22 protein-coding genes and 1 pseudogene are annotated in these 22,947 nt (G+C 64.1%); 11 read left to right on the top strand and 12 right to left on the bottom strand.

Features of this window, described 5'->3' with window-relative positions; all coding sequences use genetic code 11:
• Positions 1-935: 935 nt before the first annotated feature.
• A complete protein-coding gene (locus P3T23_RS08310) occupies positions 936-1,838 on the bottom strand; it encodes a LysR substrate-binding domain-containing protein (protein ID WP_429315693.1) in 903 nt (300 codons plus the stop codon).
• Between the two features lie 119 nt (positions 1,839-1,957).
• Between P3T23_RS08310 and P3T23_RS08315 the strand changes: the two genes are divergently transcribed.
• The 3 genes from P3T23_RS08315 to P3T23_RS08325 all read left to right on the top strand — a co-directional run bounded on the left by P3T23_RS08315 (position 1,958) and on the right by P3T23_RS08325 (position 4,703).
• Complete coding sequence (locus tag P3T23_RS08315; protein WP_429315694.1) at positions 1,958-2,974, top strand: aldo/keto reductase; 1,017 nt, start codon at positions 1,958-1,960, stop codon at positions 2,972-2,974.
• An 80-nt stretch (positions 2,975-3,054) separates the two neighbouring features.
• Positions 3,055-4,227, top strand: a complete 1,173-nt coding sequence (gene dinB / locus P3T23_RS08320; protein WP_429315695.1) for a DNA polymerase IV — start codon at positions 3,055-3,057, stop codon at positions 4,225-4,227.
• A gap of 20 nt (positions 4,228-4,247) precedes the next feature.
• Positions 4,248-4,703 carry a PH domain-containing protein gene (locus tag P3T23_RS08325; RefSeq protein ID WP_133663451.1) on the top strand — a complete coding sequence of 152 codons (456 nt, stop codon included), beginning with the start codon at positions 4,248-4,250 and terminating at the stop codon, positions 4,701-4,703.
• Positions 4,704-4,781: 78 nt separating this feature from the next.
• Here the strand turns inward: P3T23_RS08325 and P3T23_RS08330 are convergent, their stop codons facing one another.
• The 3 genes from P3T23_RS08330 to P3T23_RS08340 are packed head-to-tail and all read right to left on the bottom strand — an operon-like array spanning position 4,782 to position 7,986.
• Positions 4,782-6,026, bottom strand: coding sequence for an MFS transporter (locus P3T23_RS08330; RefSeq protein WP_429315696.1), 1,245 nt, complete (start codon positions 6,024-6,026; stop codon positions 4,782-4,784).
• A 16-nt stretch (positions 6,027-6,042) separates the two neighbouring features.
• Positions 6,043-6,543 (bottom strand): flavin reductase, encoded by a 501-nt coding sequence (locus tag P3T23_RS08335; RefSeq protein WP_429315697.1) that lies wholly within the window; start codon positions 6,541-6,543, stop codon positions 6,043-6,045.
• A gap of 51 nt (positions 6,544-6,594) precedes the next feature.
• Positions 6,595-7,986, bottom strand: coding sequence for an LLM class flavin-dependent oxidoreductase (locus tag P3T23_RS08340; protein ID WP_429315698.1), 1,392 nt, complete (start codon positions 7,984-7,986; stop codon positions 6,595-6,597).
• A gap of 232 nt (positions 7,987-8,218) precedes the next feature.
• Between P3T23_RS08340 and P3T23_RS08345 the strand changes: the two genes are divergently transcribed.
• Positions 8,219-8,788, top strand: a complete 570-nt coding sequence (locus P3T23_RS08345) for a helix-turn-helix domain-containing protein (protein WP_429315699.1) — start codon at positions 8,219-8,221, stop codon at positions 8,786-8,788.
• Positions 8,789-8,830: 42 nt separating this feature from the next.
• Here the strand turns inward: P3T23_RS08345 and P3T23_RS08350 are convergent, their stop codons facing one another.
• Positions 8,831-9,301, bottom strand: coding sequence for a hypothetical protein (locus P3T23_RS08350; RefSeq protein ID WP_429315700.1), 471 nt, complete (start codon positions 9,299-9,301; stop codon positions 8,831-8,833).
• A 177-nt stretch (positions 9,302-9,478) separates the two neighbouring features.
• On the bottom strand, positions 9,479-10,909 hold the full coding sequence (locus tag P3T23_RS08355; protein WP_429315701.1) for an MFS transporter: 1,431 nt from the start codon (positions 10,907-10,909) through the stop codon (positions 9,479-9,481).
• A gap of 135 nt (positions 10,910-11,044) precedes the next feature.
• Here P3T23_RS08355 and P3T23_RS08360 point away from each other — a divergent pair, with 135 nt between their 5' ends.
• Positions 11,045-12,097 carry an NADP(H)-dependent aldo-keto reductase gene (locus tag P3T23_RS08360; protein ID WP_429315702.1) on the top strand — a complete coding sequence of 351 codons (1,053 nt, stop codon included), beginning with the start codon at positions 11,045-11,047 and terminating at the stop codon, positions 12,095-12,097.
• Positions 12,098-12,331: 234 nt separating this feature from the next.
• On the opposite strand, the gene P3T23_RS08365 is transcribed toward P3T23_RS08360, so the two are convergent.
• Positions 12,332-13,726 (bottom strand): M20 family metallopeptidase, encoded by a 1,395-nt coding sequence (locus tag P3T23_RS08365; RefSeq protein WP_429315703.1) that lies wholly within the window; start codon positions 13,724-13,726, stop codon positions 12,332-12,334.
• A 154-nt stretch (positions 13,727-13,880) separates the two neighbouring features.
• Here P3T23_RS08365 and P3T23_RS08370 point away from each other — a divergent pair.
• The 4 genes and pseudogenes from P3T23_RS08370 to P3T23_RS08385 form a co-directional block, all read left to right on the top strand.
• A pseudogene (locus P3T23_RS08370) lies at positions 13,881-14,065 on the top strand (LysR family transcriptional regulator); the annotation flags it as partial.
• 136 nt (positions 14,066-14,201) lie between these two features.
• Positions 14,202-15,389: a tRNA 2-selenouridine(34) synthase MnmH gene (gene mnmH / locus P3T23_RS08375; protein ID WP_429315704.1), complete on the top strand. Its 1,188-nt coding sequence runs from the start codon at positions 14,202-14,204 to the stop codon at positions 15,387-15,389.
• Entirely contained in the window at positions 15,386-16,438 is a 1,053-nt protein-coding gene (locus tag P3T23_RS08380; RefSeq protein ID WP_429315705.1) for a permease, read from the top strand. The genes mnmH and P3T23_RS08380 overlap by 4 nt, the downstream gene beginning before the upstream one ends.
• Positions 16,439-16,716: 278 nt before the next feature.
• The gene (locus P3T23_RS08385; protein ID WP_133663439.1) at positions 16,717-17,139 is read left to right on the top strand and encodes a hypothetical protein; all 423 of its coding nucleotides are present in this window, start codon (positions 16,717-16,719) and stop codon (positions 17,137-17,139) included.
• Positions 17,140-17,193: 54 nt separating this feature from the next.
• On the opposite strand, the gene P3T23_RS08390 is transcribed toward P3T23_RS08385, so the two are convergent.
• Positions 17,194-18,021 (bottom strand): ABC transporter permease, encoded by an 828-nt coding sequence (locus P3T23_RS08390; protein ID WP_429315706.1) that lies wholly within the window; start codon positions 18,019-18,021, stop codon positions 17,194-17,196.
• Between the two features lie 85 nt (positions 18,022-18,106).
• Positions 18,107-19,021: a nodulation factor ABC transporter ATP-binding protein NodI gene (gene nodI, locus P3T23_RS08395; RefSeq protein ID WP_429315707.1), complete on the bottom strand. Its 915-nt coding sequence runs from the start codon at positions 19,019-19,021 to the stop codon at positions 18,107-18,109.
• Between the two features lie 227 nt (positions 19,022-19,248).
• Here nodI and P3T23_RS08400 point away from each other — a divergent pair, with 227 nt between their 5' ends.
• A complete protein-coding gene (locus tag P3T23_RS08400; RefSeq protein ID WP_133663436.1) occupies positions 19,249-19,740 on the top strand; it encodes a universal stress protein in 492 nt (163 codons plus the stop codon).
• Positions 19,741-19,773: 33 nt separating this feature from the next.
• On the opposite strand, the gene P3T23_RS08405 is transcribed toward P3T23_RS08400, so the two are convergent.
• The 3 genes from P3T23_RS08405 to lexA all read right to left on the bottom strand — a co-directional run bounded on the left by P3T23_RS08405 (position 19,774) and on the right by lexA (position 21,624).
• The gene (locus tag P3T23_RS08405) at positions 19,774-20,451 is read right to left on the bottom strand and encodes a DUF2939 domain-containing protein (protein WP_429315708.1); all 678 of its coding nucleotides are present in this window, start codon (positions 20,449-20,451) and stop codon (positions 19,774-19,776) included.
• 152 nt (positions 20,452-20,603) lie between these two features.
• Positions 20,604-20,954, bottom strand: coding sequence for a hypothetical protein (locus tag P3T23_RS08410; protein WP_429315709.1), 351 nt, complete (start codon positions 20,952-20,954; stop codon positions 20,604-20,606).
• A gap of 19 nt (positions 20,955-20,973) precedes the next feature.
• Entirely contained in the window at positions 20,974-21,624 is a 651-nt protein-coding gene (gene lexA, locus P3T23_RS08415; RefSeq protein WP_429315710.1) for a transcriptional repressor LexA, read from the bottom strand.
• 281 nt (positions 21,625-21,905) lie between these two features.
• Between lexA and P3T23_RS08420 the strand changes: the two genes are divergently transcribed.
• Positions 21,906-22,943: a sulfate ABC transporter substrate-binding protein gene (locus P3T23_RS08420; RefSeq protein ID WP_429315711.1), complete on the top strand. Its 1,038-nt coding sequence runs from the start codon at positions 21,906-21,908 to the stop codon at positions 22,941-22,943.
• Positions 22,944-22,947 lie beyond the last annotated feature (4 nt).

The raw sequence follows: 22,947 nt of genomic DNA on the forward strand, positions 1-22,947 counted from the left end.
GATTATCAATGGTCGAAATATAGATGAGTAATGCAAATTAAATTGTGAGGACTTCAGCGAGGGAGAACTGAAAATCATGGGAAGCATGTCGCAAAGAAGCCTGATAGCGGCAGCGAAAGCGGTCATTGCCGAGTAAAAAAGCTCGAGAGGCTGATCGTGTTCGACGGTTGTCGAGCAAATCGTAACGGCTCACATGCGGATCGGCGAGCCTTAGCGCACGGGTGTCTACTTGAGCGAACATCACGACGCTGCCACTCGGCGGAAGCCGAACGCGGGCCGCGTCTGCCGATGGCCTGGCAACGACCCTTGCCGCCGATCGCGCGATCGCTCCTCAACGAAATTGTGGTGCCGGCAGGTTTCTCGGGCCGCCCGGTCCCTGGCCGGGTGAGCGTTTGGGGTCATCAGGTACGCCTGCGCTGCTTTTCTGCGCGGCGTGAACCCAGTTGGCTTTTGACCGGAGGAGCCTTCGACGCCGGCATAGATCAGGGACTCTACTAAACGCGCTTACCCCAATTGGCATCGATCGTGTCACCCAGGAAGATGGCGGTATAAGAAAGCGTAAGACGGGGTTCGATATGCTCATCACCACATTCATCGCAGTGCCGATAGGCATCGTCGCACTGATTTATTTCGCGACACGCATCGATTCAGCCACTGGCCACTTCCGGCGTCACTAGAAGGCGCACGCAGCGCTTTCGCGCTTCGTTCGCCCAGACCTCGCCGAGCCTGTTCCTGACGAAGCAAATCATTGCTGCTGCGGTTTCGGTTTCCTGTCGCTGCCTGCTCCGTTCTCGCTCGAGTGAGCAAGACGCTCGCAACAAAGGTAGTCGCAACCTGGATCGACGTCCGCGCTTGCGCCCGGCAACGACATTGGCAAGTCAAAGGCTCGTCGATAGCGAGCTGTCGCACAACCCACCCAACGCCTGAGGCCTCAGCTAGCTTCGATTTGCCTCATCGCGCAGGAAGTCCACCAGCGCTCTGAGCGGGCCGGGCATGTGCGTGCGGCTCGGGTAATAGAGAAACGGCCCGGAAAAGCTCTGCCACCAGTCCTGAAGCACCGGTACGAGCGTGCCGTCCTGGATGGCCGGTCGCAGAAACTCCTCGAACGTGTAGATCACGCCAAGGCCGGCCACCGCCGCGCTCCTTTCCAGTTCGATAACCGATGCGACCAGCGGCCCGTCCGGCGTGATCCTGATCACTTCTCCCCGGCGCTCGAACTCCCATGCTGCCAGTGCGCCGCTGTCGAACCGATGTCCGATGCAGGCATGCTTCAGCAGATCGCGCGGATGCTTTGGCTCGCCGCGGCCGGCGAGATAGGCTGGCGCGGCGGCGGCCATGAAATGCTGTCTGCGCGGGCCGATCGGCACGGCAATCATGTCGCGCTCGATACGCTCGTCGTAACGGATGCCGGCATCGAAGCCGGCGGCAAGCACATCGATAAAGGTGTCGTTGGTCGTGACTTCAAGCGTGATGCCCGGGTGCGCCGCAAGGAAGCGCGGCAGCAGCGCGGGAAGAATCTCGCGAGCCGCAATGGAGGGCACGTTGAGCCGCAGTCTGCCGGTTGGACTGTCGCGGAAGCTGTTGAGCGCGTCGAGCGCGCTGGTGATTTCACCGAACGCGGGCCTCAGGCGGTCGAAGAGACGCTGCCCGGCCTCTGTCGGCGTGACGCTGCGCGTCGTGCGGTTGAGCAGGCGCACGCCGAGCCGGCCCTCGAGCCGCCTGATCGCCTCGCTCAGCGACGAAGCCGACACGCCGCGCACGACCGCCGCCTGTCGAAAGCCGCGCGCCTGCGCGACAGCGACAAATGCGCTCAGGTCGGAAAGATCGGGTTCGCTCATTGTGCAGTTTCTCGTACAGCCTGGTCGGATCGAGATGGATTATCGCACGCCGTATTTAGTCCCATAATCCTTCTCGACCGCCTGCCATCCCGCGTGCGGCATGATGAACGAGGTATCACATGAAGCAACTTCGACTGGGCAAGACCGGGCCGCAAACGTCGGCGATCGGCCTCGGCTGCATGGGTATGTCAGGCATGTACGGGCCGTCGGATCGTGCCGAAAGCATCGCCACGATTCACGCGGCGCTCGAAGCGGGTGTGACGCTGCTCGACACGGGCGACTTCTACGGTTCCGGGCACAACGAGATGCTGATCGGGGAGGCGTTGAAGAGCGCGCCGCCGTCGCGCCGCGACGCTGCGCTCATCAGCGTCAAGTTTGGCGCGTTGCGTGATCCGGCGGGGGGCTGGTCGGCGCTGTACGACGCCCGTCCCGAAGCGGTGAAGAATTTCCTCGCGTACTCGCTGCAGCGACTGGGTGTCGATCACATTGATATCTATCGCTCTGCACGGCTGGATCCCAATGTGCCGGTCGAAGACACCGTCGGCGCGATTGCGGACATGGTCAAGGCGGGCTATGTGCGAAACATCGGCTTGTCGGAAGTGGGCTCGGAGACGATCCGGCGCGCCGCGGCCGTGCATCCCATCAGCGATCTGCAGATCGAATACTCGTTGATTTCGCGCGGCATCGAAGACGGCATTCTGTCGACATGCCGTGAACTGGGCATCGGCGTGACTGCGTATGGCGTGCTGTCGCGCGGTCTCATCAGCGGGCACTGGCAAAAGGACGCGGCCGGCACAGGCGATTTCCGGGCCTTTAGCCCCCGCTTCCAGGGCGAGAACGTCGAGCGGAATCTGGCGCTCGTCGAGGCGCTGCGCAAGATCGCTGACGCGAAGGGCGTGTCGGTCGCGCAGATCGCGATTGCGTGGGTGTCGGCGCAGGGTGACGACATCGTGCCGCTGGTCGGCGCGCGCCGTCGCGACCGGCTCGCCGAAGCGCTTGGGTCGCTGGATGTCGCGTTGAGCGATGCCGATCTGGCTGCGATCGCGCAGGCGGTGCCAAAGGGCGCCGCGGCGGGTGAGCGTTACGCGGCAGCGCAGATGGCGCACCTCGACAGCGAGGCGGGCAGTCATCGCTAGTCGGGCCGGTTGCGGCTGGAGGGAGACTTCACCCCACGCCTGACGCCCGGCAGCCCGAGTTCGTTTACGATATCGGGACGATGAATCCAGCAATGCGCCGCATCGCTCACCTGGACATGGACGCGTTTTATGCGTCCGTCGAGCTGCTGCGGTATCCCGAACTAAGAGGCCAGCCGGTGGTGATCGGCGGCGGCCGCAATGCCGCGCCCGAAACGCTCGACGACGGCACCCGACACTTCCGGCGGCTGCGTGATTACGCCGGCCGCGGCGTTGTCACGACCTCCACCTACGAGGCCCGCGCGCTCGGCGTGTTTTCGGCGATGGGGATGATGAAGGCGGCGCAACTCGCACCCGACGCCGTCCTGCTGCCCACCGATTTCGACTCCTACCGCCATTACTCGCGCCTCTTCAAGACCGCGGTGGCGACATTCACGTCGCAGATCGAAGACCGCGGCATCGACGAAATCTACATCGATCTCACCGATGTCCCCGGCGAGCCCGCCGACATTGGCGCAAAAATCAAGCAGGCAGTGCGTGACGCCACTGGCTTGACCTGCTCGATCTGCATCGCGCCCAACAAGCTGCTGGCGAAGATCGGCTCCGAACTGGACAAGCCCGACGGTCTCACCATCCTGACGATGGCAGACGTGCCGGGACGGATCTGGCCGCTGCCGGCGCGCAAGGTGAACGGCATCGGGCCGAAGGCGAATGAAAAACTGGCCGCGCTTGGCATCGTCACCGTCGGCGATCTGGCGAGCGCGGACCTGGGGCTGCTGCAGACGCATTTCGGCCGGAGCTATTCCGCGTGGCTTGCCGAGGTGTCGCAGGGTTTCGACGAACGTCCGGTGGTGGTGAGTTCCGAACCCAAGTCGATGAGCCGGGAGACCACCTTCGAGCGCGACCTGCATCCGCGCCACGATCGCGCGGCGCTGTCCGCGGCGTTCACAGGCCTGTGCGTGCGAGTAGCGGACGACCTTCGGCGCAAGGGCTATACTGGCCGCACCGTCGGTATCAAGCTGCGTTATGACGACTTCAGAACGGTGACGCGCGATCTGACCATTCCCGTGCAAACGGCCGATGCAGTCGAGATTCGCCGCGCCGCAACAGAATGTCTCAAACGCGTCCCGCTGAACCGGCGGCTGCGGCTCCTCGGCGTGCGTGTCAGTGCGTTGACACCCGTCGGCAGCGAACCCGTCGCGCCGCAACCGGCGCAGGCGGAACTGCCGTTCCCGACCGAAGAGCAGGGCAATTGATCAATGAAAGGACAAGTGTGATGGCGAGGCAGGTGATTTTCAGCGGTGCGCCTTCTCAGGTCATCAATATTCCGGCGTTTCTGAAAGGCGGCGTGGTCATCGCGCTGGTTGGCGCGATCCATCTTTATGCGTCGGACGAATTCCCGTTCCAGTGGCGTCTCGTGCTGATCCAGGCAGCGGCCGTCATGATCGGTGTCGGGTTGCCGTTCCTCAAGACGGCGCTCACCGAGATCGTCATCGACACCGAACGCATCACCTGGACACAAGGAATTCTGCGTCGGCGCGTGTCGAGCCTGGATCTTTCGCTTATCCGGGGCGTGACGACGGTTCATCCGTGGTGGCAGCGAATCTTCGGTACTGGCTCGGTTATCCTGAAGACGAGCGACGCGGCTCATCCGGTGCGGCGTTTGCCGGGTATCAGGAACGCGGAGCAGTTGCGCAAGCGTCTCGAAGAGGTGACGGTGCACGGCGCCTGAGCCGTGGGGCGATGCATGTGGTCGGCGCGGGCATGCGCGCAGGCTCAATCCCCATCGCGGCAACCGAAGTGCCTTGAACTAGCCCTTGCCGCCCGCCAGCCGTCGCGCATCGGGATGACGCCGCAGGCGCGCCATGGCGATACAGCCAAGGAACGGGCCGGCCGCGAGCATGCTGAACGCGCCGGGCCAGCCGGCGAACGCCACGACGTCGGGCACGAGATGAATGCTGACGAGCGTGAGCAGAAAGCCCGCACAGGTTTGCGCGGTAAGCAGCGTGCCGATCGACGCGGGCTCGGCGAGTTCTGCGATGCTCGCCGAGAACTGTGCCGAATCAGCAATCACCGACACGCCCCACACCAGCGCAACACACGCGACGAGCCATACCGGCGCGCCCAGAAGCCAGCCCATCACGGCCGCGCATGCGCCGCTCACGGCCATTGCGCCGATCGTGACCGTCGTGCGGCCGACACGGTCTGCCAGCACACCGCCGAGCCACGCGCCGAGCGCGCCCGCCGCCACCGCGGCGAACGTCAGCCATTCGGCCGCCTGTCGCGCGTGACTGATGCCGGCCGCTGCGAAGCTCGTCTGCAGGAACACGGCGAGCCATGCCCACATCGCATACAACTCCCACATGTGACCGAGGTAACCGAGGTTCGCGAGCCGCAGCGCAGGGTTGCGCCATGCGCCGGCCAGCGCCGACCACTGGATGCGCGTCGCACGGGCCATGTTGGGCCCGACATCGCAGAGCAGGATCGCAATACCGGCGAGGAGGGCGCAGAGCGCGGCTATCGCATAGATCGCGCGCCAGCTCGATCCGCCGAGCGCCGCAAGCAGATGCGGGCTTGCCGAGCCGAACGTCAGCGCACCGACCAGGAGGCCGATCAACAGGCCGAGATCGCGGTTCGCCCACGTGGCGGCGAGGCGCATGCCGACCGGATAGACGCCCGCCATGCACATGCCGGTCAGAAAGCGCAACGCGATCGCGGCCACGCCCGCCGGTTCGATGAACGCGAGGCAGGCGGTTGCGCTGCCCGCGACCAGCGCGCTCGTCATGAAGAGCCGCCGGGGATCGTAGCGATCCGCGAGCGACAGCAGCGCGCTTGTAATCGTGCCGGCGACGAAGCCGGCCTGGACCGCGCTCGTCAGCAAGGTTGCCTGCAGCGCGGAGATACCCTGCACCTGCTTGACAATCGCGACGACCGCCGACGATGAGAACCACACGCTCATCGCGCCCACCTGGCACAGCAGCAGGATGACGATCGAGCGCGTCTTGCCCCGCTTCGTACTGGCGGGTTGGGCGAGGCTGGGAGGAGAGGTCGTCACGTGCCAGGAGCCGGGGTCAGGCGACATGCGCGGACAGAGCGCCAACGCGATGGTAGTGACGCCCGTAGTAGATCAGTGCATCGCAGCCGTCGCAGGTTCTCGCTGCCTTCACCGCACAGAAGAACACCGTATGCGTACCGACCTCGGTGACGGATTCGATCTCACAGTCGAGCGATGCGACCGCGCCGTGCAGCGCCGGCGCCCCGGTGACGAGCGTGTCCCACTGCGCAGCCGCGAAACGTCCTTCCATGGACAGCGCAGACGTGGCGAACTTCGCGGCGAGCATCTGCTGTTCCGCACTCAGCACGTTGATGCACAGGCGACCGTTGTCGCGGAACGCCGCGTTGTTGCGGCTGCTGCGATTGATGCAGACGAGCAGGGTAGGCGGCTCATCCGTCACGCCGCAGACGGCCGACGCCGTACAGCCGGCGCGTCCGGCTTCGCCATCGCTGGTGATGATGTTGACGGCGGCGCCCAGTCCGGCCATCGCGTCGCGGAAGGTGGCTTTGTCGACCATAAGACTCTCTGCGAAAAAGATCGTAGTGCTACCGGCTTGCCGCCTGGTGCGTCAGCAGGTTGGGTCGGCTGGCGCTGCCGCACATGAGGGTGCGCGGAACTGCGCAGCCGTGTGGCTGGCCGGCAGACGGGCGTGACCGAACAGCTTTTCGCGCAGGCTGCCTTCGCGATACGCACGCTTGTAGGCGCCGCGCTCCTGCAGGATCGGCACCACAAGCTCGATGAAATCCTCGAAGCATTCGGGCGCGACCGTACGCGACAGATTGAAACCGTCGACGCCCGCTTCGGTGCTCCAGGCGATGAGTTCGTCGGCGACGCGTTCGCCCGCGCCGACGAGCGGCGCCTGGCGGCTACCAAGCACCATCTGTTCGAGCAGTTTGCGCTTCGTCCACTTCGGGCCGGCCGCGCGAGTCATCGCTTCGACGTTCGACACGATTGCCTGACTCTTGCCGGATTCGATCGGCTCGTCGAGGTCGTAGCGGGCGAAGTCGATGCCGAGAGAGGCCGCTGCGTGGACGAGCGCCGCTTCGGAATTCACGTAGCGCTGGTACTCGGCGTATTTTTCCCGGGCTTCGGCGTCGGTACGGCCGGTAATCACCGTCTGGCCGAGGAAGACCTTGATGTCGTCTGCGCTGCGGCCGCGCGCGACGGCTTCTGCCCGAATGTCGTCGACGATGACTTTCACGGCGGGTTTTGCCTGGCCGTTGACGAACACGCATTCGGCATGGGCCGCAGCGAACTGCTTTCCGCGCGTCGACGACCCGGCCTGATAGAGCACCGGCGTGCGTTGCGGCGAAGGTTCGCTCAAATGCATGGCGTCGACGCGATATTGTTTGCCATGGTGATGAATCACATGGACCCTGGCAGGATCCGCGTAGATGCCCTGTGCCTTGTCGCGCAACACGGCACCGTCCTCCCAGCTGCATTCCCACAGTTTGTAGACGAGTTGCATGTACTCGTCGGCGAGGTCGTAGCGGTCGTCGTGCGCCATCTGGCCCGTGAGGCCGATCGCGCGCGAGGCGCTATCCAGGTAGCCGGTGACGATGTTCCAGCCGATACGTCCACGTGTCAGATGATCGAGCGTCGACATGCGGCGCGCGAACAGGAACGGCTGCTCGACGGTGAGATTGCACGTCACGCCGAACGACAGATGACGCGTTACGGCGGCCATCGCTGGAATCAGCAGGGTCGGGTCGTTGACCGGCACCTGCACGCCGCCGCGGATCGCGGCATCCGGGCTGCCGCCGTAGACATCGTAGACACCCACCACATCGGCGAAGAAAATGCCGTCGAAAAGACCGGCCTCCAGTGTGCGTGCGTAATCGGTCCAGTATTGCAGATCGGTGTAGCGGTCCGAGCGATCGCGCGGGTGCGTCCATAACCCCTGCTGGATGTGCCCGACACAGTTCATGTCAAAAGCGTTGAGGAGGATTTCCTTCGGCATGGCGTGTTCCGGTAGATGTTGCGGGGCGCTCGCACGACCTGACTGCATTTGATCGTTCGTTCAATATAGTGGACAAAAAAACACTATGCAAGACGTTGTGTGAAGCCGCGACCTGCAGCAAACTGAATGAATTCGCCGGATCCCAGGCTGGCCTGACGGCGGCCGGGTCCCGAACAGGCCGCCGGTATAATGCGTGGCGGCAAAAACCGCTCCCGTCCATCCTCTTTCTCCCATGTCCGATTCCGCGTCGATCGATCTGAGCCTTGCGATTTCCTCCCGCGTGAAGATCGAGCGCGAGGCCCGGAACTGGTCGCTGAGCGAACTCGCGGATCGCTCCGGCGTGTCGAAGGCGATGATCAGCAAGATCGAGCGCGGCGAAGCGAGTCCGACCGCGACGGTGCTCGGCCGGCTGTCGGGTGCTTTCGGCTTGGCGCTGTCGACGCTTCTGGCGCTCGCCGAGCAGACCGGCGAGCGACTCGCGCGCCGCGAGCAGCAGGTGCTATGGCGCGATCCGGAAACGGGTTATACGCGTCGCCGGGTATCGCCCGCGACGGGCGGTGTGCTGGAGTTGCTCGAGATCGAGTTGCCGGCTGGCGTGCGCGTGCCGTATCCGTCGGATGCTTTCGTGTTTCAGCATCAGCAGATCTGGGTCACACGCGGAACGCTGACGTTTCGCGAAGGCTCGCAGACCCATCAACTGAATGCAGGCGACTGTCTGCAACTGGGCGCGCCAGCGGACTGTGAGTTCTTCAACCCCGGGTCGGAGCCCTGCGTGTACGTCGTCGCGCTCGTGCGCCGCTAGGAAAGCCAGCCTGCGCCCCCCGGCGCCCTGATCACACGCGCGTTATTTTCCCGACACCACCAGTTTGAGCTTGTTCGCGCCCGCGGTCGTCGCGGTGATCTGCGTGCGCTGGTCGCGTGCGCCGAGATAGAAGTGCTGGCGGGCCGGCGAATTCTGGTCGTGTGTCGCGTCCGGCAGACACGACGCGATATCGGCCGCGACGGCCTGCAGCGCATCCTCGGTGGAGCCCGCGTCGTGATGCGGCGTCCACAGACATTGATAGCTGGCGTGGCTGGCGCTGCACTGTGTGTCATCGCCATAGGGCTGAGCCACGTTCTTGCTGTCGTCCGGGCGTAGCGACGTAAATCCGTCGGGGGCCGCTGCAACAATCCGTTTGAGTGCGGCGCATGGACTCGGCGTGTCGTCGGCGCGGGCGGCGCCAGGCAACAGCGCTCCGATCGCCAGCACGATGATCGACAGCGCTGCGCTCGACGCGAATGCCCTGTCTGAAACAGTCTGGTTGAACTTTTCCATGATGGCCTTCCTTACTCTGTCTGCACATTGAAGCCGTCGCGCAGTTTTCCCTGGCTATGGCAACTATTCCAGTGCCTGGATCGTCGGTTGAGATCGGAGCGGTCTCTCGCCTCGCGCGCTTTGCACCCTTCGCGGGTGCGGTGGCGTCAACACTCAGCAATCGGCGTGCCCGGCGGGTTACGCCTCGCTTCTGCCATGTCCGCTGACGTGTGCGCCTGCGTGCCGGTCGAGCTTGATCACATCGAGGAGCGCGGCGCCTCCCAAGGCCGCGACAAACAGGAAGGCGAGGCTGAAGTCGGCGGCCGTCACCGACTGCGCTTCGTGCCCGTGCGCCCACGCCGCCACCCGCAATGCGATCGCGCCGAACGCAACGCCCATGCCCATCGTCATCTGGCCGAGCGTGCTCGATAGCGTCGAGGCGCCGCTCATCTGCGGCTTCGGCACATCGGCAAAGCTGAGCGTATTGATGGCGGTAAATTGCAGCGACCGCGCGAGACCGCTGACGAACAGCACGGCGACGATCCAGAAGGCCGGCGTCGAGGGGGTGAGCAGGCTCATCGCCGCCAGCGACAGCGCGGCAAACGCGCCATTCACGAGCAGCACCGAGCGAAAGCCGAAGTGCCGCATCACGGGCGTCGTGACGAGCTTCATCGCGAGATTGCCGGCGAACACTGCGAGTGTCAGCAAGCCGGAGCGGAAGGCGTTCATGCCGTAGCCGACCTGAAACATCAGCGGCAGAAGAAATGGCACGGCGCTGATCGATACGCGAAAGAGGGACCCTCCGCCCATCGCAACGGCGAACGTTTTCACCTTGAACGCGGAGAGATCGACGACTGGATACGGCGCGCGTCGCAGATGGACGAGCGCGGCCACGCCTGCCGCGATCCCGACCGCGAGACAGGCCAGTACCTGAATCCACGGTGCATCGGCGCGGCCGGTCAGTTCCATCCCATACATCACCGCCGTGCAGGCGATGCCCGACAGCACGAAGCCCAACGCGTCGAACGGGCGCTTGTCTGCGTCACGCTCGTTGCCGATAAAGCGCCACGCGAGAAGGAGCCCGATCAGGCCGAGCGGCAGGTTCAGCCAGAAGATCCACCGCCACGAAGAGTACGTTGTGATGAGCCCGCCGAGAGGCGGCCCGATCACCGGCGCGACGAGGCCTGGCCACGTGATGATCGAGATCGCGCGCATCAGGTCTTCCTTGCGCGTCGCGCGCAGGACCGCGAGGCGTCCCACCGGCACCATCATCGCCCCGCCGATGCCCTGGACGATGCGCGCCGCGGTGAATTCAACCAGCCCGTTGGTCATCCCGCACACCACCGACGACGCCGTGAACACCGCGAGCGCCGCCGTGAACACGTTGCGCACGCCGAAGCGGTCGGCGGCCCAGCCGCTGATCGGAATGAAGACGGCGAGCGTCAGCAGATAGGACGTGATGCCGATGCTGAGATCGACCGCATGCACGTTGAACGAGCGCGCCATCTGCGGTAGCGCGGTGGCGATGATGGTGCCGTCGAGGTTTTCCATGAAGAACGCCGCTGCCACCAGCATGACGATCAATGATGGATCACCTGGGCGCGTGGCAGCGGGCGAGGAACCTGACATCTGCATGACTCTCCAGAGGAAGGGTGGCGCATCCGCGTGCGCCGCGCAGGTGGGTCATTCTAGCGGCCCTGCACGGGTCGCGCCGGCGTGGTAACGTCAGCGTTTTCCGTTCACTCAAACAACAGGAACAGTTCGATGGAATACCGCAGACTCGGCGCAACCGATGTACAGGTCAGCGTAATCGGCCTCGGCACGATGACGTGGGGCGAGCAGAACACCGAAAGCGAAGCGCATGCGCAGATCGACTACGCGCTGGACCACGGCGTCAACCTGATCGACGCGGCGGAGATGTATCCGGTGCCGCCGCGTCCTGAGACGCAGGGCTCGACCGAACGTTACATCGGCACGTGGCTCGCCCAGCATGGCAGCGCGCGCGAAAAAATCGTGCTCGCCACCAAGATCGCCGGCCCGGCGCGCCAGCCGCACAATCCGCGGCACATTCGCGGCGAAGGCAACCAGTTCGATCGCAAGAACCTCACCGAAGCGCTCAACGACAGCCTCAAGCGCCTGCAGACGGATTACGTCGATCTGTACCAGCTGCACTGGCCGGACCGCAGCACGATGACGTTCGGTCGTCCTGCCTACCCCTGGATCGACGATGCGTACACGGTGCCGATCGAAGAGACGCTGTCGGTGCTCGCAGAGTTCGTGAAGGAAGGCAAGGTTCGGCATATCGGCGTGTCGAACGAAACGCCGTGGGGCGTCGCGCAGTTCCTGCGCGCGTCGGAGAAGCTGGGGCTGCCGCGCATCGTCAGCATCCAGAATCCGTATAGCCTGTTGAACCGCACCTTCGAGACCGGCCTGTCCGAGTTCACGCATCGCGAAGGCGTGGGGCTCCTCGCGTACTCGCCGCTCGCGTTCGGCTGGCTGTCGGGCAAGTACGAAGGCGGCGCGCGTCCGGCCGGCGCGCGCATCACGCTGTTCGAACGCTTCCAGCGCTACAGCAAGCCGCAGTCGGTGCAGGCGACCACGCGTTACGTCGAGCTCGCGAAACGCCATGGCCTGTCGCCGGCGCAGTTCGCGCTCGCATTCGTCAACAGCCGGCCCTTCCTGACGAGCAACCTGATCGGCGCGACGTCGCTCGATCAGCTGAAGGAAAACATCGCAAGCGCCGACGTCAAGCTGTCGCCGGAAGCGCTCGCGGAAATCGACGCATTGCACGAACGGCAGCCGAATCCGGCTCCGTAGGCCGTACTGGTTTCTGATTCATCTGGCTGGTATCGCTGGTATCGCAAACAGGCTGCCCCGGTTTCTCCGGCGGCAGCCTGTTTTTTATGGGCGAACCTTGTTCATCGCCTTCAGCGGATTTTCAACGCCGACCACACTGAATACAGTGCAATCAGGCCGAGCACCGACCAGAACGTCAGCCAGGTCCGGCGGACGATCGCGCGATGCGTCCGCCGGGAGGCGCGGGAGGGGTGGTCAGGCAGTGCCGGAATGGGGCGCGCTTTCGCCCAGATCCCAGAACAGACCGGCCATGATCTGCAATCCTTCGCGCGCGACGCTGCCAAGCAGATGCTCGTTCGGTGCGTGCTGCGAACAGGCCGGGTAGGAGTGCGGGACCCAGATGGTCGGCAGACCGAGGGTGTGGGCGAACACCTCGTTGGGCAGCGTGCCGCCGAGGTTAGGCAGCACGGCCGTTTTCTTGCCGGTGGTGCGTTCGAGGGAAGCGATCGCCCACGTGACCCACGGATCGTCGGGGTTCAGACGCGTCGCCGGGGCGCCGCGCTCGACGCTCACTTCGACCATCGTGAAGCCGTGCGAGTCGAGGTGCGCGCGCAGATGCGCTTCGAGATGCTCCCAGTCGGTACCGACCACGAAGCGCAACTGGCAGTGCGCAAACGCGCCGGACGGAATCGCGTTCACCGGGTTCTCGGGGTTGCCCGCCTTCATCGCGAGCACTTCGAAACTGTTCCAGCCGAACACGCGTTCGGCGGGCGTGAGGCCGGGCTCGCCCCAGTTGTCGTCGACGGCCGGATCGTTCGGGCCGCCGCCGACGGTGATGTCGGCGAGCGCCCGGCGCACGGCGTCCGGGATCGGCGGCGGACGCAGGCCATCGACGGCAATCACGCCGCGCGCATCGACAAGACTCGCGAGCGCATTGGCGAGCACCGTTGCGGGATTGCGCAGCAGGCCGCCCCAGTTGCCGGAGTGATGCGCGCCGTCGCGCAGGTTCAGTGCGAGCCTGAAATTGACCGCCCCGCGCGAGCCGAGAAAGACGGTCGGACGTGTCGCGGCGAGGCGCGGGCCGTCGGAGGCGATCAGCACATCGGCGGCGAGTTCGTCGCTGAAACGCTGGCAGATCTCGTTGAGTCCGGGCGAACCCGTTTCTTCGCCCATCTCGATCAGCAGTTTCGCGTTGAAGCCGAGCCTGCCCTCGCGCGCGGCCAGCACGCTACCCAGCGCCGCGAGATTGATCGAGTGCTGGCCCTTGTTGTCCGCCGTGCCGCGGCCATACCAGCGGTCGCCATCGACCACGACCGCCCACGGCGTCAACGACTCGCGCCACTGGCTGTCGTAGCCGCGAACGACGTCGCCGTGACCATAGATGAGCACCGTCGGCAGGTGGTCCGCTTCGTGGCGCGTCGCCAGCAGAAAGGGCCCAAAACCTTCGACGGGGTTATCGACGATGCGCGTATCAAAACCAAGTTGCCGGGCCGCGGGCACGATTTCGTCGCTCAGGTACGCGTGCAGAACGGCGGCGCGATCCGCTTCCTGACTCTCGGTGTGTACGCCGACGCGGCGGTTGAGGTCGGCGAGGAAGGCGCCTGAATCGAAATGCTGTGTCGCGTGGTCGATGGCGTGGGTGCGGCTCAAGACAGTCTCCGGTGAAAAACGGGCGAAGCGGGCGCGCCTTGTTGACATAACGGGGCAGCGCTTGACGTTCGATTGATTTTAAGAGGCCGTTTTTGTTGCCACAATGATCGTATTTCGAACCTTGCGTTGCCAAAAAGGCAAACCACGACGCAATCTGCGAAGCTATCGCGACGACGTGTCTGTCATGATTCCGCTGGGCAATGCGCAGCTGCGTCGGCCAACATCCAGGCGCAGACGATGGCCGGCCGCGAGTTGCCCGCTTCGGTCCGGGCGTTTCGTGACCATCCGATTGCGACGAAGGCGCCGCCGCGTCCGACGCGTCTCGCGCAGGCACGGTGAGCGCCGCGGCCTCGAGCGCCGGTGGCAGGGCGCGAGGACGGAGCCCCGTGCGATAATTCGTCCCATCCAATCTCCACGCTGGCTTCTTCTTCGATTCGTTGTTTCGTTCGGAGAAGGCCCATCACGCGTCGCCAAATTGAAAAACCTGCTTGTACCTCTGGACCAGTTGTCCCGGTTCGACGAGATCGTCGACGTCCGTACGCCGCTCGAATTCACCGAAGACCACATACCTGGCGCGATCAATGTCCCCGTGCTCAGCAACGAAGAGCGCGTGCTCGTCGGCACGATGTACAAACAGGTTTCGCCGTTCGAGGCGACGCGCGTCGGCGCGGCGATCGTCGCGCGCAACATCGCCTGGCACCTCGAGCATACCTTCGCCGACCGGCCGCGCAACTGGCGTCCGCTGATCTATTGCTGGCGCGGCGGCAAGCGTTCCGCCTCGATGGCCATGTTGCTGAACATGATCGGCTGGCAGGCGCGGCAACTCGACGGCGGCTACAAGACGTACCGTCACTCGGTGCTGGAGACGCTCGGCACATTGCCGGGGCAATTCGATTACATTGTGCTCGTCGGTCCCACCGGCAGCGGCAAGACGCGTCTCCTGCAGGCGCTGCGGCAGGCGGGCGCGCAGGTGCTCGATCTGGAAGAACTCGCGCGCCATCGCGGCTCGCTGCTCGGCGCGTGGCCCGGCCAGGCGCAGCCGTCGCAGAAAGCGTTCGATACGGCGCTCGTCGACGCATTGTCCCGGCTCGATGTCAGGCGGCCAGTGTTCGTCGAATCGGAGAGCCCGCGCATCGGCCGTATCACGCTGCCGCTGGCGCTGCTCGACCGCTTTCATCGCGGGGCGTGCATCGAGATCGACGCATCGCGTGAAGACCGCATTGCGTTCCTGCTGCAGGACTATGCGCACCTGTTCGACGACCCGCGGCAGTTCCAGCAGCAACTCGACCGTTTGATTGGACTGCATAGCAAGGAGCAGGTCAGGCACTGGCAGCAGCTGATCGACGCCGGGGCGCGTGCCGAGTTGTCCGGTGAATTGATCGAACGCCACTACGATCCTGCGTATCAGCGCAGCAGTGGTCAGCATTTCCGTGGTCTGGCGCAGGCGCTCCGGTTCACGTTCCGGCCGAATGCGGCGGACTGCGTCGAACAGGCGAGGGCGCTGCTCGCGCAATGCGCTGAGGGCGGAGCGGCATGGATGACGCCTTCTTCTTCGTGCGCAACCCCTACCCCTAAGGGACCGCGCGCTGTGAGGGGCGCGACGCAATCCGGACAGGCTTCCACCTCTTTCGTCACTCAGGATATCCAAGAAAAAAAACCATGAACTCCACGCGCCAAACACAACCCACTTACGGCTGGCTGGTTTTCCTGCTGATTGCCGTCGTCGGGCTTTTCTATGTGAAATGGTTCCCGTACTACAACCGTGCTTTCACTGCGGCATCGACGCACTCGATCGGGAAATCGATCCTGATGGGCACCGCGGCAAGTCCCCCTGAGCCGTCGCTGTCGGCGGCGCTCGATTACGCGTGGGCCTACGGCAAGGCAATCTGGCAGGCGATGGTGCTTGGCCTGCTGCTCGGCTCGGCCGTGCAGGCGCTGCTGCCGGCGCACTGGGTGGCGAGGCTGCTCGGCAAGACAGGCTTCGGCAGCGTCGCGGCGGGCGGGCTGCTGGCGATTCCCGGCATGATGTGCACCTGCTGCGCCGCGCCGGTGGTGGTCGGGTTGCGCGCGAGGCAGGCCTCGCCGGGCGGCGCTATCGCCTTCTGGCTCGGTAACTCCGTGCTCAATCCGGCGACGCTCGTGTTCATGGGGTTCGTACTCGGCTGGAACTGGACTGCACTGCGGCTGGTACTCGGGGTGCTGATGGTGTTCGGCCTGGGCTATCTGGTGAACCGCCTCGTGACCCCAAGGGAATCGGAAGCCGCCGATACGCAGCTTGCGCAACTCATCGCGGAACAGCAGACGGGCCATGCATTTGCCCGCTGGCTGCAGATTCTAGGCCGGATGGCGGTGCGCCTCATTCCGGAATACATCGTCCTCATTCTGCTGCTCGGTGCGGCGCGCGCGTGGCTGTTTCCGCATGTGGGGCCGGAGATCGGCAACCATATCGGCTGGATTGTCGCGCTGGCGGTGGCCGGGATGCTGTTCGTGATTCCGACGGCCGGTGAAGTGCCGATCATTCAGGCGATGCTGTCGCTCGGCATGGGTGTCGGTCCGGCAGGCGCGCTTCTGATGACGCTTCCGCCGATCAGCGTGCCGTCGCTCGTGATGCTGGCGCGCTCGTTCCGGCCCCGCGTGCTGTCGGTCGTGGCCGTGTCGGTGGTGGCGTTCGGCGTGGTCGCCGGTCTGCTGGCGATCGCACTGGGTTTTTAGGCGACACACCAGATCGGTGCGCTTTCATGCGCTCGCGGGTGGAATTGACGTGTTCAATCGCCAAACGCGACCTACACTGGGGAACTGGGGGCGCGGTCTATCCACCGTGCCCGGCCCGCGCTGCCGCATTGCAGCACACCCGAGTGGTAGGATTCAGTCCGCGAACGCAACCACCCATGACCGGCCGCAACCTTTCAACCCTCATTGGCAACTGCACTATCGGCGGCGGGCTTTCCGCGACCGCACGCTGAAAAGAACGATTGAATCCAGGAAACAGAATGGCGCAACAGAAAACCAATCCGAAACTTGAACAGGCGCTGACGCGCGGGGACCTCGCTATCCGCCAGGCGAACTCGGCGCGGGCAACCGCGTTGCTGCGCGCACTGGGCAAGATGATTGTCGATGCGTCGGCGACCATCGGCGTGGAAGCGTTCACGCTGATCCCCGACGGCGATCGCATTTACGATCCGGCTGACGGGTTGTGGCCGCAGACGTTGCTCATCTCGCTCGACGGCCCGGTGGAAGCGGCTGACCCGGACGAAGTGCGCACGATCCGCCTCGTGGCGGATGATCCGGGCACGGTGTTCCGCGTCGAATGGCAACGGGCAGACGGCAAGATTGGACGTCAGGACGGCGGCCCGTTCGCAACGGTCGCGTTCATTTCAGACGTCGACATTCCGTGGACCGACGACGAAGACTGACGGACTGCCCACACGCCACGTGGGCATGACGGCCCGCGCGGCGCGCACGCCGGTTCAGCGCATCAGGCGGCGACGGAACAGCACGGCCGAAATCACAAACGGCACGACCACATAGGTCGCCAGCACGGCGACGTGCAACGCGGCATCTTCAACCGGCCTGCCGAGCATCGCGGGCCGCATCAGATCGACCGCATGCGCGAGCGGCAACAGCAGCGTGATGGTTTGTGCGGCCGCAGGCAATTGCGTGACCGGAAAGAACACGCCTGAGAGCAGCAGCATCGGCGTAAGCACCAGCGTCTGATAAAACATGAAGAAGTCGTAGGACGGCGCGAGGGCAGTCACGATCATCGTGACGCTGGCGAACGCGAGTCCGGTCAGCACAATGACGGGCAGTGCGAGCAGCATCGAAGGAAAACTCGCGTAACCGAGCGCGCCCGCCACCAGCATGATCGCCGCGCCGGACAGTGTCGCTTTGCTGGCGGCCCAGATCACCTCACCCAGCACGATATCGCCGAGCGTGAGCGGCGTGTGCATGATGGCTTCCCATGTGCGCTGTACGTGCATCCGCGAAAAGCCCGAATACATCGACTCGAAACTTGCCGACATCATCACGCTCGACGCGACCGTGCCTGCCGCGAGAAACGAGATGTACGAGACACCGTCGACGTGGCCGACCATCAGACCCAGTCCGAAACCGAGACCGAACAGATAGATCATCGGATCGGCGAGATTGCCGAACATCGACGCAATCGCGAGCTTGCGCCAGACCAGATAGTTGCGGCGCCAGACCGCAATCCAGTTGACCGGATTGGCCGGCAGGGCGGCAAAGCCTTCATGCAGCCGGGAGGATTTGCCGGGGGTATCGTAGCTGCGTGCGTCCATAGGGTCGGGTGAATCTCCTGTCTGTCGGAGGCGGGTGGTCAGAAGGGGCGCCACTCGTTGAATGAGTCGGCTGCATCGCGCAGGCTCAGTCCTGCATCTCGCGGCCCGTGAGCCGCAGAAAAACGTCCTCGAGATTGGCCGGCCGGTGCAGATACCGCAGATCCGAGCGTTGTTTGAGCTTCGTGTGGACAGGCTGCGGATCCTCGACATAGCAGAACAGCGTCTCTCCGCTGATCTCGGTGCGCACGGCGAGCGGCGCCAGTTCGTCACGCAGGGCGACGGGATCGGGTCCGTAGATTTCGATCACATCGCAACCGATCTCCGACGCGATCAACTGATTTGGTGCACCTTCCACAATCTTGCGCCCTTCCTCGATGATGCAAAGCCGGTGACACAGCCGCTCGGCTTCTTCCATGAAATGCGTGGTGAGCAGGATCGTCTTGCCGCGCGCGAGCAGCGAGCGCAGACGCTCCCAGATCAGATGCCGGACCTGCGGGTCGAGACCGGTGGTGGGCTCGTCCATGATCAGCACGTCGGGATCGTTGACGAGCGCCCGCGCGAGCGTCAGACGTCGTTTCATCCCACCCGACAGTTCGCCGACGCGCGCGTCCGCCTTGCTTTCGAGGCGCGCGAATTCGAGCAGAGCCGGCACCCTGTCGCGCGTTTGAGCGGCGCTCAAGCCGAAATAGCGGCCAAACACGAGCAGATTTTCGCGAACGGTGAAGTCTGGATCGAGATTGTCGAACTGTGGCACGACACCGACCCGCGCCCGGGCATAACGTGCCCGCAGCGGAATCGACTCGCCGCAGAGCCTGATCGTGCCCGCATCTGGTGCAGCGATGCCAAGCAACATACGCAGTGTCGTCGTCTTGCCGGCGCCGTTTGGCCCCAGCAGACCGAAACATTCACCGGCGCGGACGTGGAACGAAAGGCCGTCAACGACAGTCTTCTCGCCATAACGCTTCTCTACGTTCTCGAATTCAATCGCGGCTGCGGACATGGATGAGTCACTGCATGAGGTGTGCCGTAATAACCGGCCAGGCTGCCCATTCTAGGGGCATTGGCTGCGTTGCGTTTGCGGCGCCCTGATGCCTGGCGGGTGTTTCTTGCGCTGCGGCATGCCCTCAAACGCGGTAGAGACGCACTAAGCGTTTTCCATCCCTTGCAAGCGGAATTGCGGCGCACCATGATTGAAGCGAAGCCGCATCGGGCGGTGGGGAGAGGATCATGGCGAGCTACAAAAAAATCCTGCTGTGCTACGACGGCTCGCGCGAAGGCCGCAAGGCGCTGCGCTGCGGTGCGGATCTCGCACTGGACCTGAAAGCGGAAACGCATCTGCTGTCCGTGGTCGACATGAGATCGAGCATCGCACAAAGCGCGGGCCTGCTGACCGATGTCGCATGCGGTCGTTTCGAAGAAACGGCCCGCGAAATTCTTCAGGAAGGCGTGAACTGGTTGACCGAGCGCGGCGTACAGGCTCATGGCCACTTTGCGTTTGGTCATCCGATCGACGAAATCGCCAATCTCGCGAACGAACTGCAAGTGGACCTCGTGGTGGTGGGCCATCGTTGCCGGACGGGACTCTCGCGATGGTGGATGGGTGCGGGCAATACGCCGCTTCTCGACCGGGTCTCCTGCAGCATTCTGGTGGCCTGTTCCTCAGCCGCCGAACAGAAGCAGGAGGCTGCCGCTGCGGCCTCCACGACTACAGCCGCCTGACGTCACGCTGCGTGACATCAGGCACGTATTACGTCAGCCATTCAGATCAATGGCTGACAGCTTCCATGAAAACAGACCGTCGCGGCGCAGGATGGCCGAATAATGCGTATCGCCGACACCGTGCTGATACGTAACGACGAACTCGTTGATCCCGCGATAACCCGCCGTGGTCTGCGGGGGTTGCGGCGGGGTCGGCTGCTCTGAAGACGACGGTGCAGCGGGTGGCGCAGGCGAGGGCGCTTGCGTTGCTCCCGCCGTTCCTGCTGAGCCTGCCGATCCGGACGGTTCATTCGATGCCGCCGATGGCGGCTCCGGTGGTCGCTCGCCGGGCTCGCCGCGCGGCGGCATGCCGTTCAACAGTGCCGCGACGCCATCCGGCGTTGCATAGGCATCCACCAGCGGACCGATCAAGGCCACGCCTATCATTGCGCCGATGGCGGCCAACGGATTCCCGTTGTGCTGCCCGTCGAGACGCCGCACGAGCAAGCCAGTCACCTGTTGTTTCAGACTGTCGCGCAGCGCCGGGAAGTCGACATATTCGTTGACCGTTTCCGCATCGCGCGCGTCGGCCGCGCGCTTGAGACGGTTGAGCGCGATATAGGGCGAGGCGTAGCCGTATATGAGCGCTGCCACAACCACGACCACAAGGGCCGCAATCGCCAGCGACCGAAAAGGACGGTGCTTCTTCTTTGGAGGTGCTGAAACAGCCATGGGGGGTGGGCCTCTGTCAGATGTGATCTAACGTTGACCGCAACCATGTGGAAACGATCCCCTGAGCCGCAAGTCGGGCCGGGCCACGACGCAGTCGCAGCGTATCTGCGGCGCAATCGCCTCCGGCCCGTGGGTCATCGGAACAGCGCCTATCACTCGAACAGTGCGCCTTGCACGCCGGCCCGCTCTTCGGCGATGCAGCGGTCGATCATGCGGCAGACCGCATCCACTGTACCCACCATGATGAGCCGCGACGGTCCGTGATAGACGCGCACCGGTGCACGCCTTGCGGGTTCCGCGTTAAGTCCGGAATTCAGCGATACCCGCGCGAAGGCCGGCAGGGCGGACGGCAGGCGCGAAGCACTGGACGCCTCGGCTGTCGCGTCGCGCCCGAAGAGCGACGGCGTGGGAATTGCCTCGAGCGGTGCGCATGGGACGATGTTGCGCAGATGACGCAGACGGCCGAACTGGCGAAACGGGATCAGGCGGGCAAGGCGTTCCATGAGACTCTCCTGGCGAGATTCAGAATTCGGTCGGGCGAATCAGCCCAACCGCAATGCCTTCGAGCGCAAATTCGGCGCTGCCGGCCTGTACAAAGATGTTTTCGTAGTCCGGGTTCTCGGCGATCAGCTCGATGCCGTCTGGCCGGCGCTTCAGCCGCTTCACCGTGACATCGTCGCCGAGCCGCGCGACGATGATCTGGCCGTCTTTCGCTTCGCTCTTCTTTTGAACGGCCAGCAGATCGCCGTCGAAGATGCCCGCGTCCCGCATCGACAGCCCACGTACTTTCAGCAGGTAATCCGGTTTGCTCGAGAAGAGCGCCGGGTCGCACGCGTAGTGCTGCGAGATGTGCTCCTGAGCCAGGATCGGGCTGCCGGCCGCCACCCGGCCGATCAGCGGCAGCGACAGCTGCATGATGCTCGAGTGCGGAAGTGTGAACTGATAGGGGCTGTCGTCCGAGCCGGACAGCAGCCTGATGCCGCGCGAAGCGCCCGCGGCCAGTTCGATCACGCCCTTGCGCGCCAGTGCGCGCAGATGCTCTTCCGCCGAGTTGGCCGAGCTGAAACCGAGTTCGGCGGCAATTTCCGCGCGGGTGGGCGGAAAGCCCGTGCGCTCGATGGCCCGGCGAATCAGATCGAAAACCTGCTGCTGTCGTGCGGTGAGTTTGGTCATGGCGCCACTGTATGGATAGACAGGTGACTGTATTTTTATACAGTATCCGACGCATTTCAAGCTTTACTTTAGGTTCGGCTCCGGCGGTGTCGTTGTAACGCCGGTTTCGGACGTCGTCACAGACGTTTTCGTGCTGGAACGCCGCGCCCGTCTGTCATTAGCACTTTTTCGTATTAAAAAATGAAGAACAATTATTTTTAATGATGAAAGCCGTTCGATAGACTGGCCCGCAATCGATGCAAACCAACGCTGCATCAACACAAAGAACACGGAGAAAGCGGATGGTCGGATATTCGGGGCTGGCAGGCAGGACGCGCAAAGTCGTAACGGCACTTGCGCTGGGTATCTCGGCGGCGGCGGGTTTCGCCGGCCACGCCCAGGCGGCGGATGGAACGCTCCTCAATGTGTCGTACGACCCGACGCGCGAGCTGTATCAGGATGTCAATCAGGCGTTTGGCAAGGAGTGGAAGGCAAAGACCGGTGAATCGGTCACCTTCAGGCAGTCGCACGGCGGCTCGGGCGCGCAGGCGCGCTCGGTGCTAGACGGTCTGCAGGCGGACGTCGTGACGCTCGCGCTCGCTTACGACATCGACGCGCTCGCCGGCAAGGGTCTCATCGACAAGGGCTGGCAGAAACGTCTGCCGGATAACGCATCGCCGTACACGTCGACCATTGTGTTTCTCGTGCGCAAGGGCAACCCGAAGCACATCAAGGACTGGGACGACCTGATCAAGCCGGGCGTATCGATCGTGACGCCGAACCCGAAAACTTCCGGCGGCGCCCGCTGGAACTACCTGGCCGCGTGGGCCTACGCCGCGCATCTGCCGGGCGGCAACGACCAGAAGGCGAAGGAATTCGTCAGCAAGCTTTACAGGAATGCAGGCGTACTCGACTCGGGTGCCCGCGGCGCCACGACCAGCTTCGTGCAGCGCGACATCGGCGACGTACTGATCGCGTGGGAAAACGAGGCGTTTCTGTCGCTGAAGGAATTCGGACCGGACCGGTTCGAGATCGTCGTGCCTTCGGCGAGCATCCTGGCCGAGCCGCCGGTTGCCGTGGTGGACAAGGTGGTCGACAAACACGGCACGCGCAGGCTCGCCGAGGCGTACCTGAACTTCCTCTATAGCGACGAAGGTCAGGAGATCGCCGCGAAGAACTTCTACCGACCGCGTTCGAACAAGGTGCCGGCCGCGCTCACGTCGAAGTTTCCGAAGTTGAAGCTGTACACGGTGGACGACAGCTTCGGCGGCTGGGCGAACGCGCAGAAGACGCACTTCGCAGATGGCGGCATCTTCGATTCGATCTATCAGCCGCAGTGATCGA

Origin of the sequence: Paraburkholderia sp. GAS448 (genome assembly GCF_050435685.1) — a bacterium.
GTDB lineage: Bacteria > Pseudomonadota > Gammaproteobacteria > Burkholderiales > Burkholderiaceae > Paraburkholderia.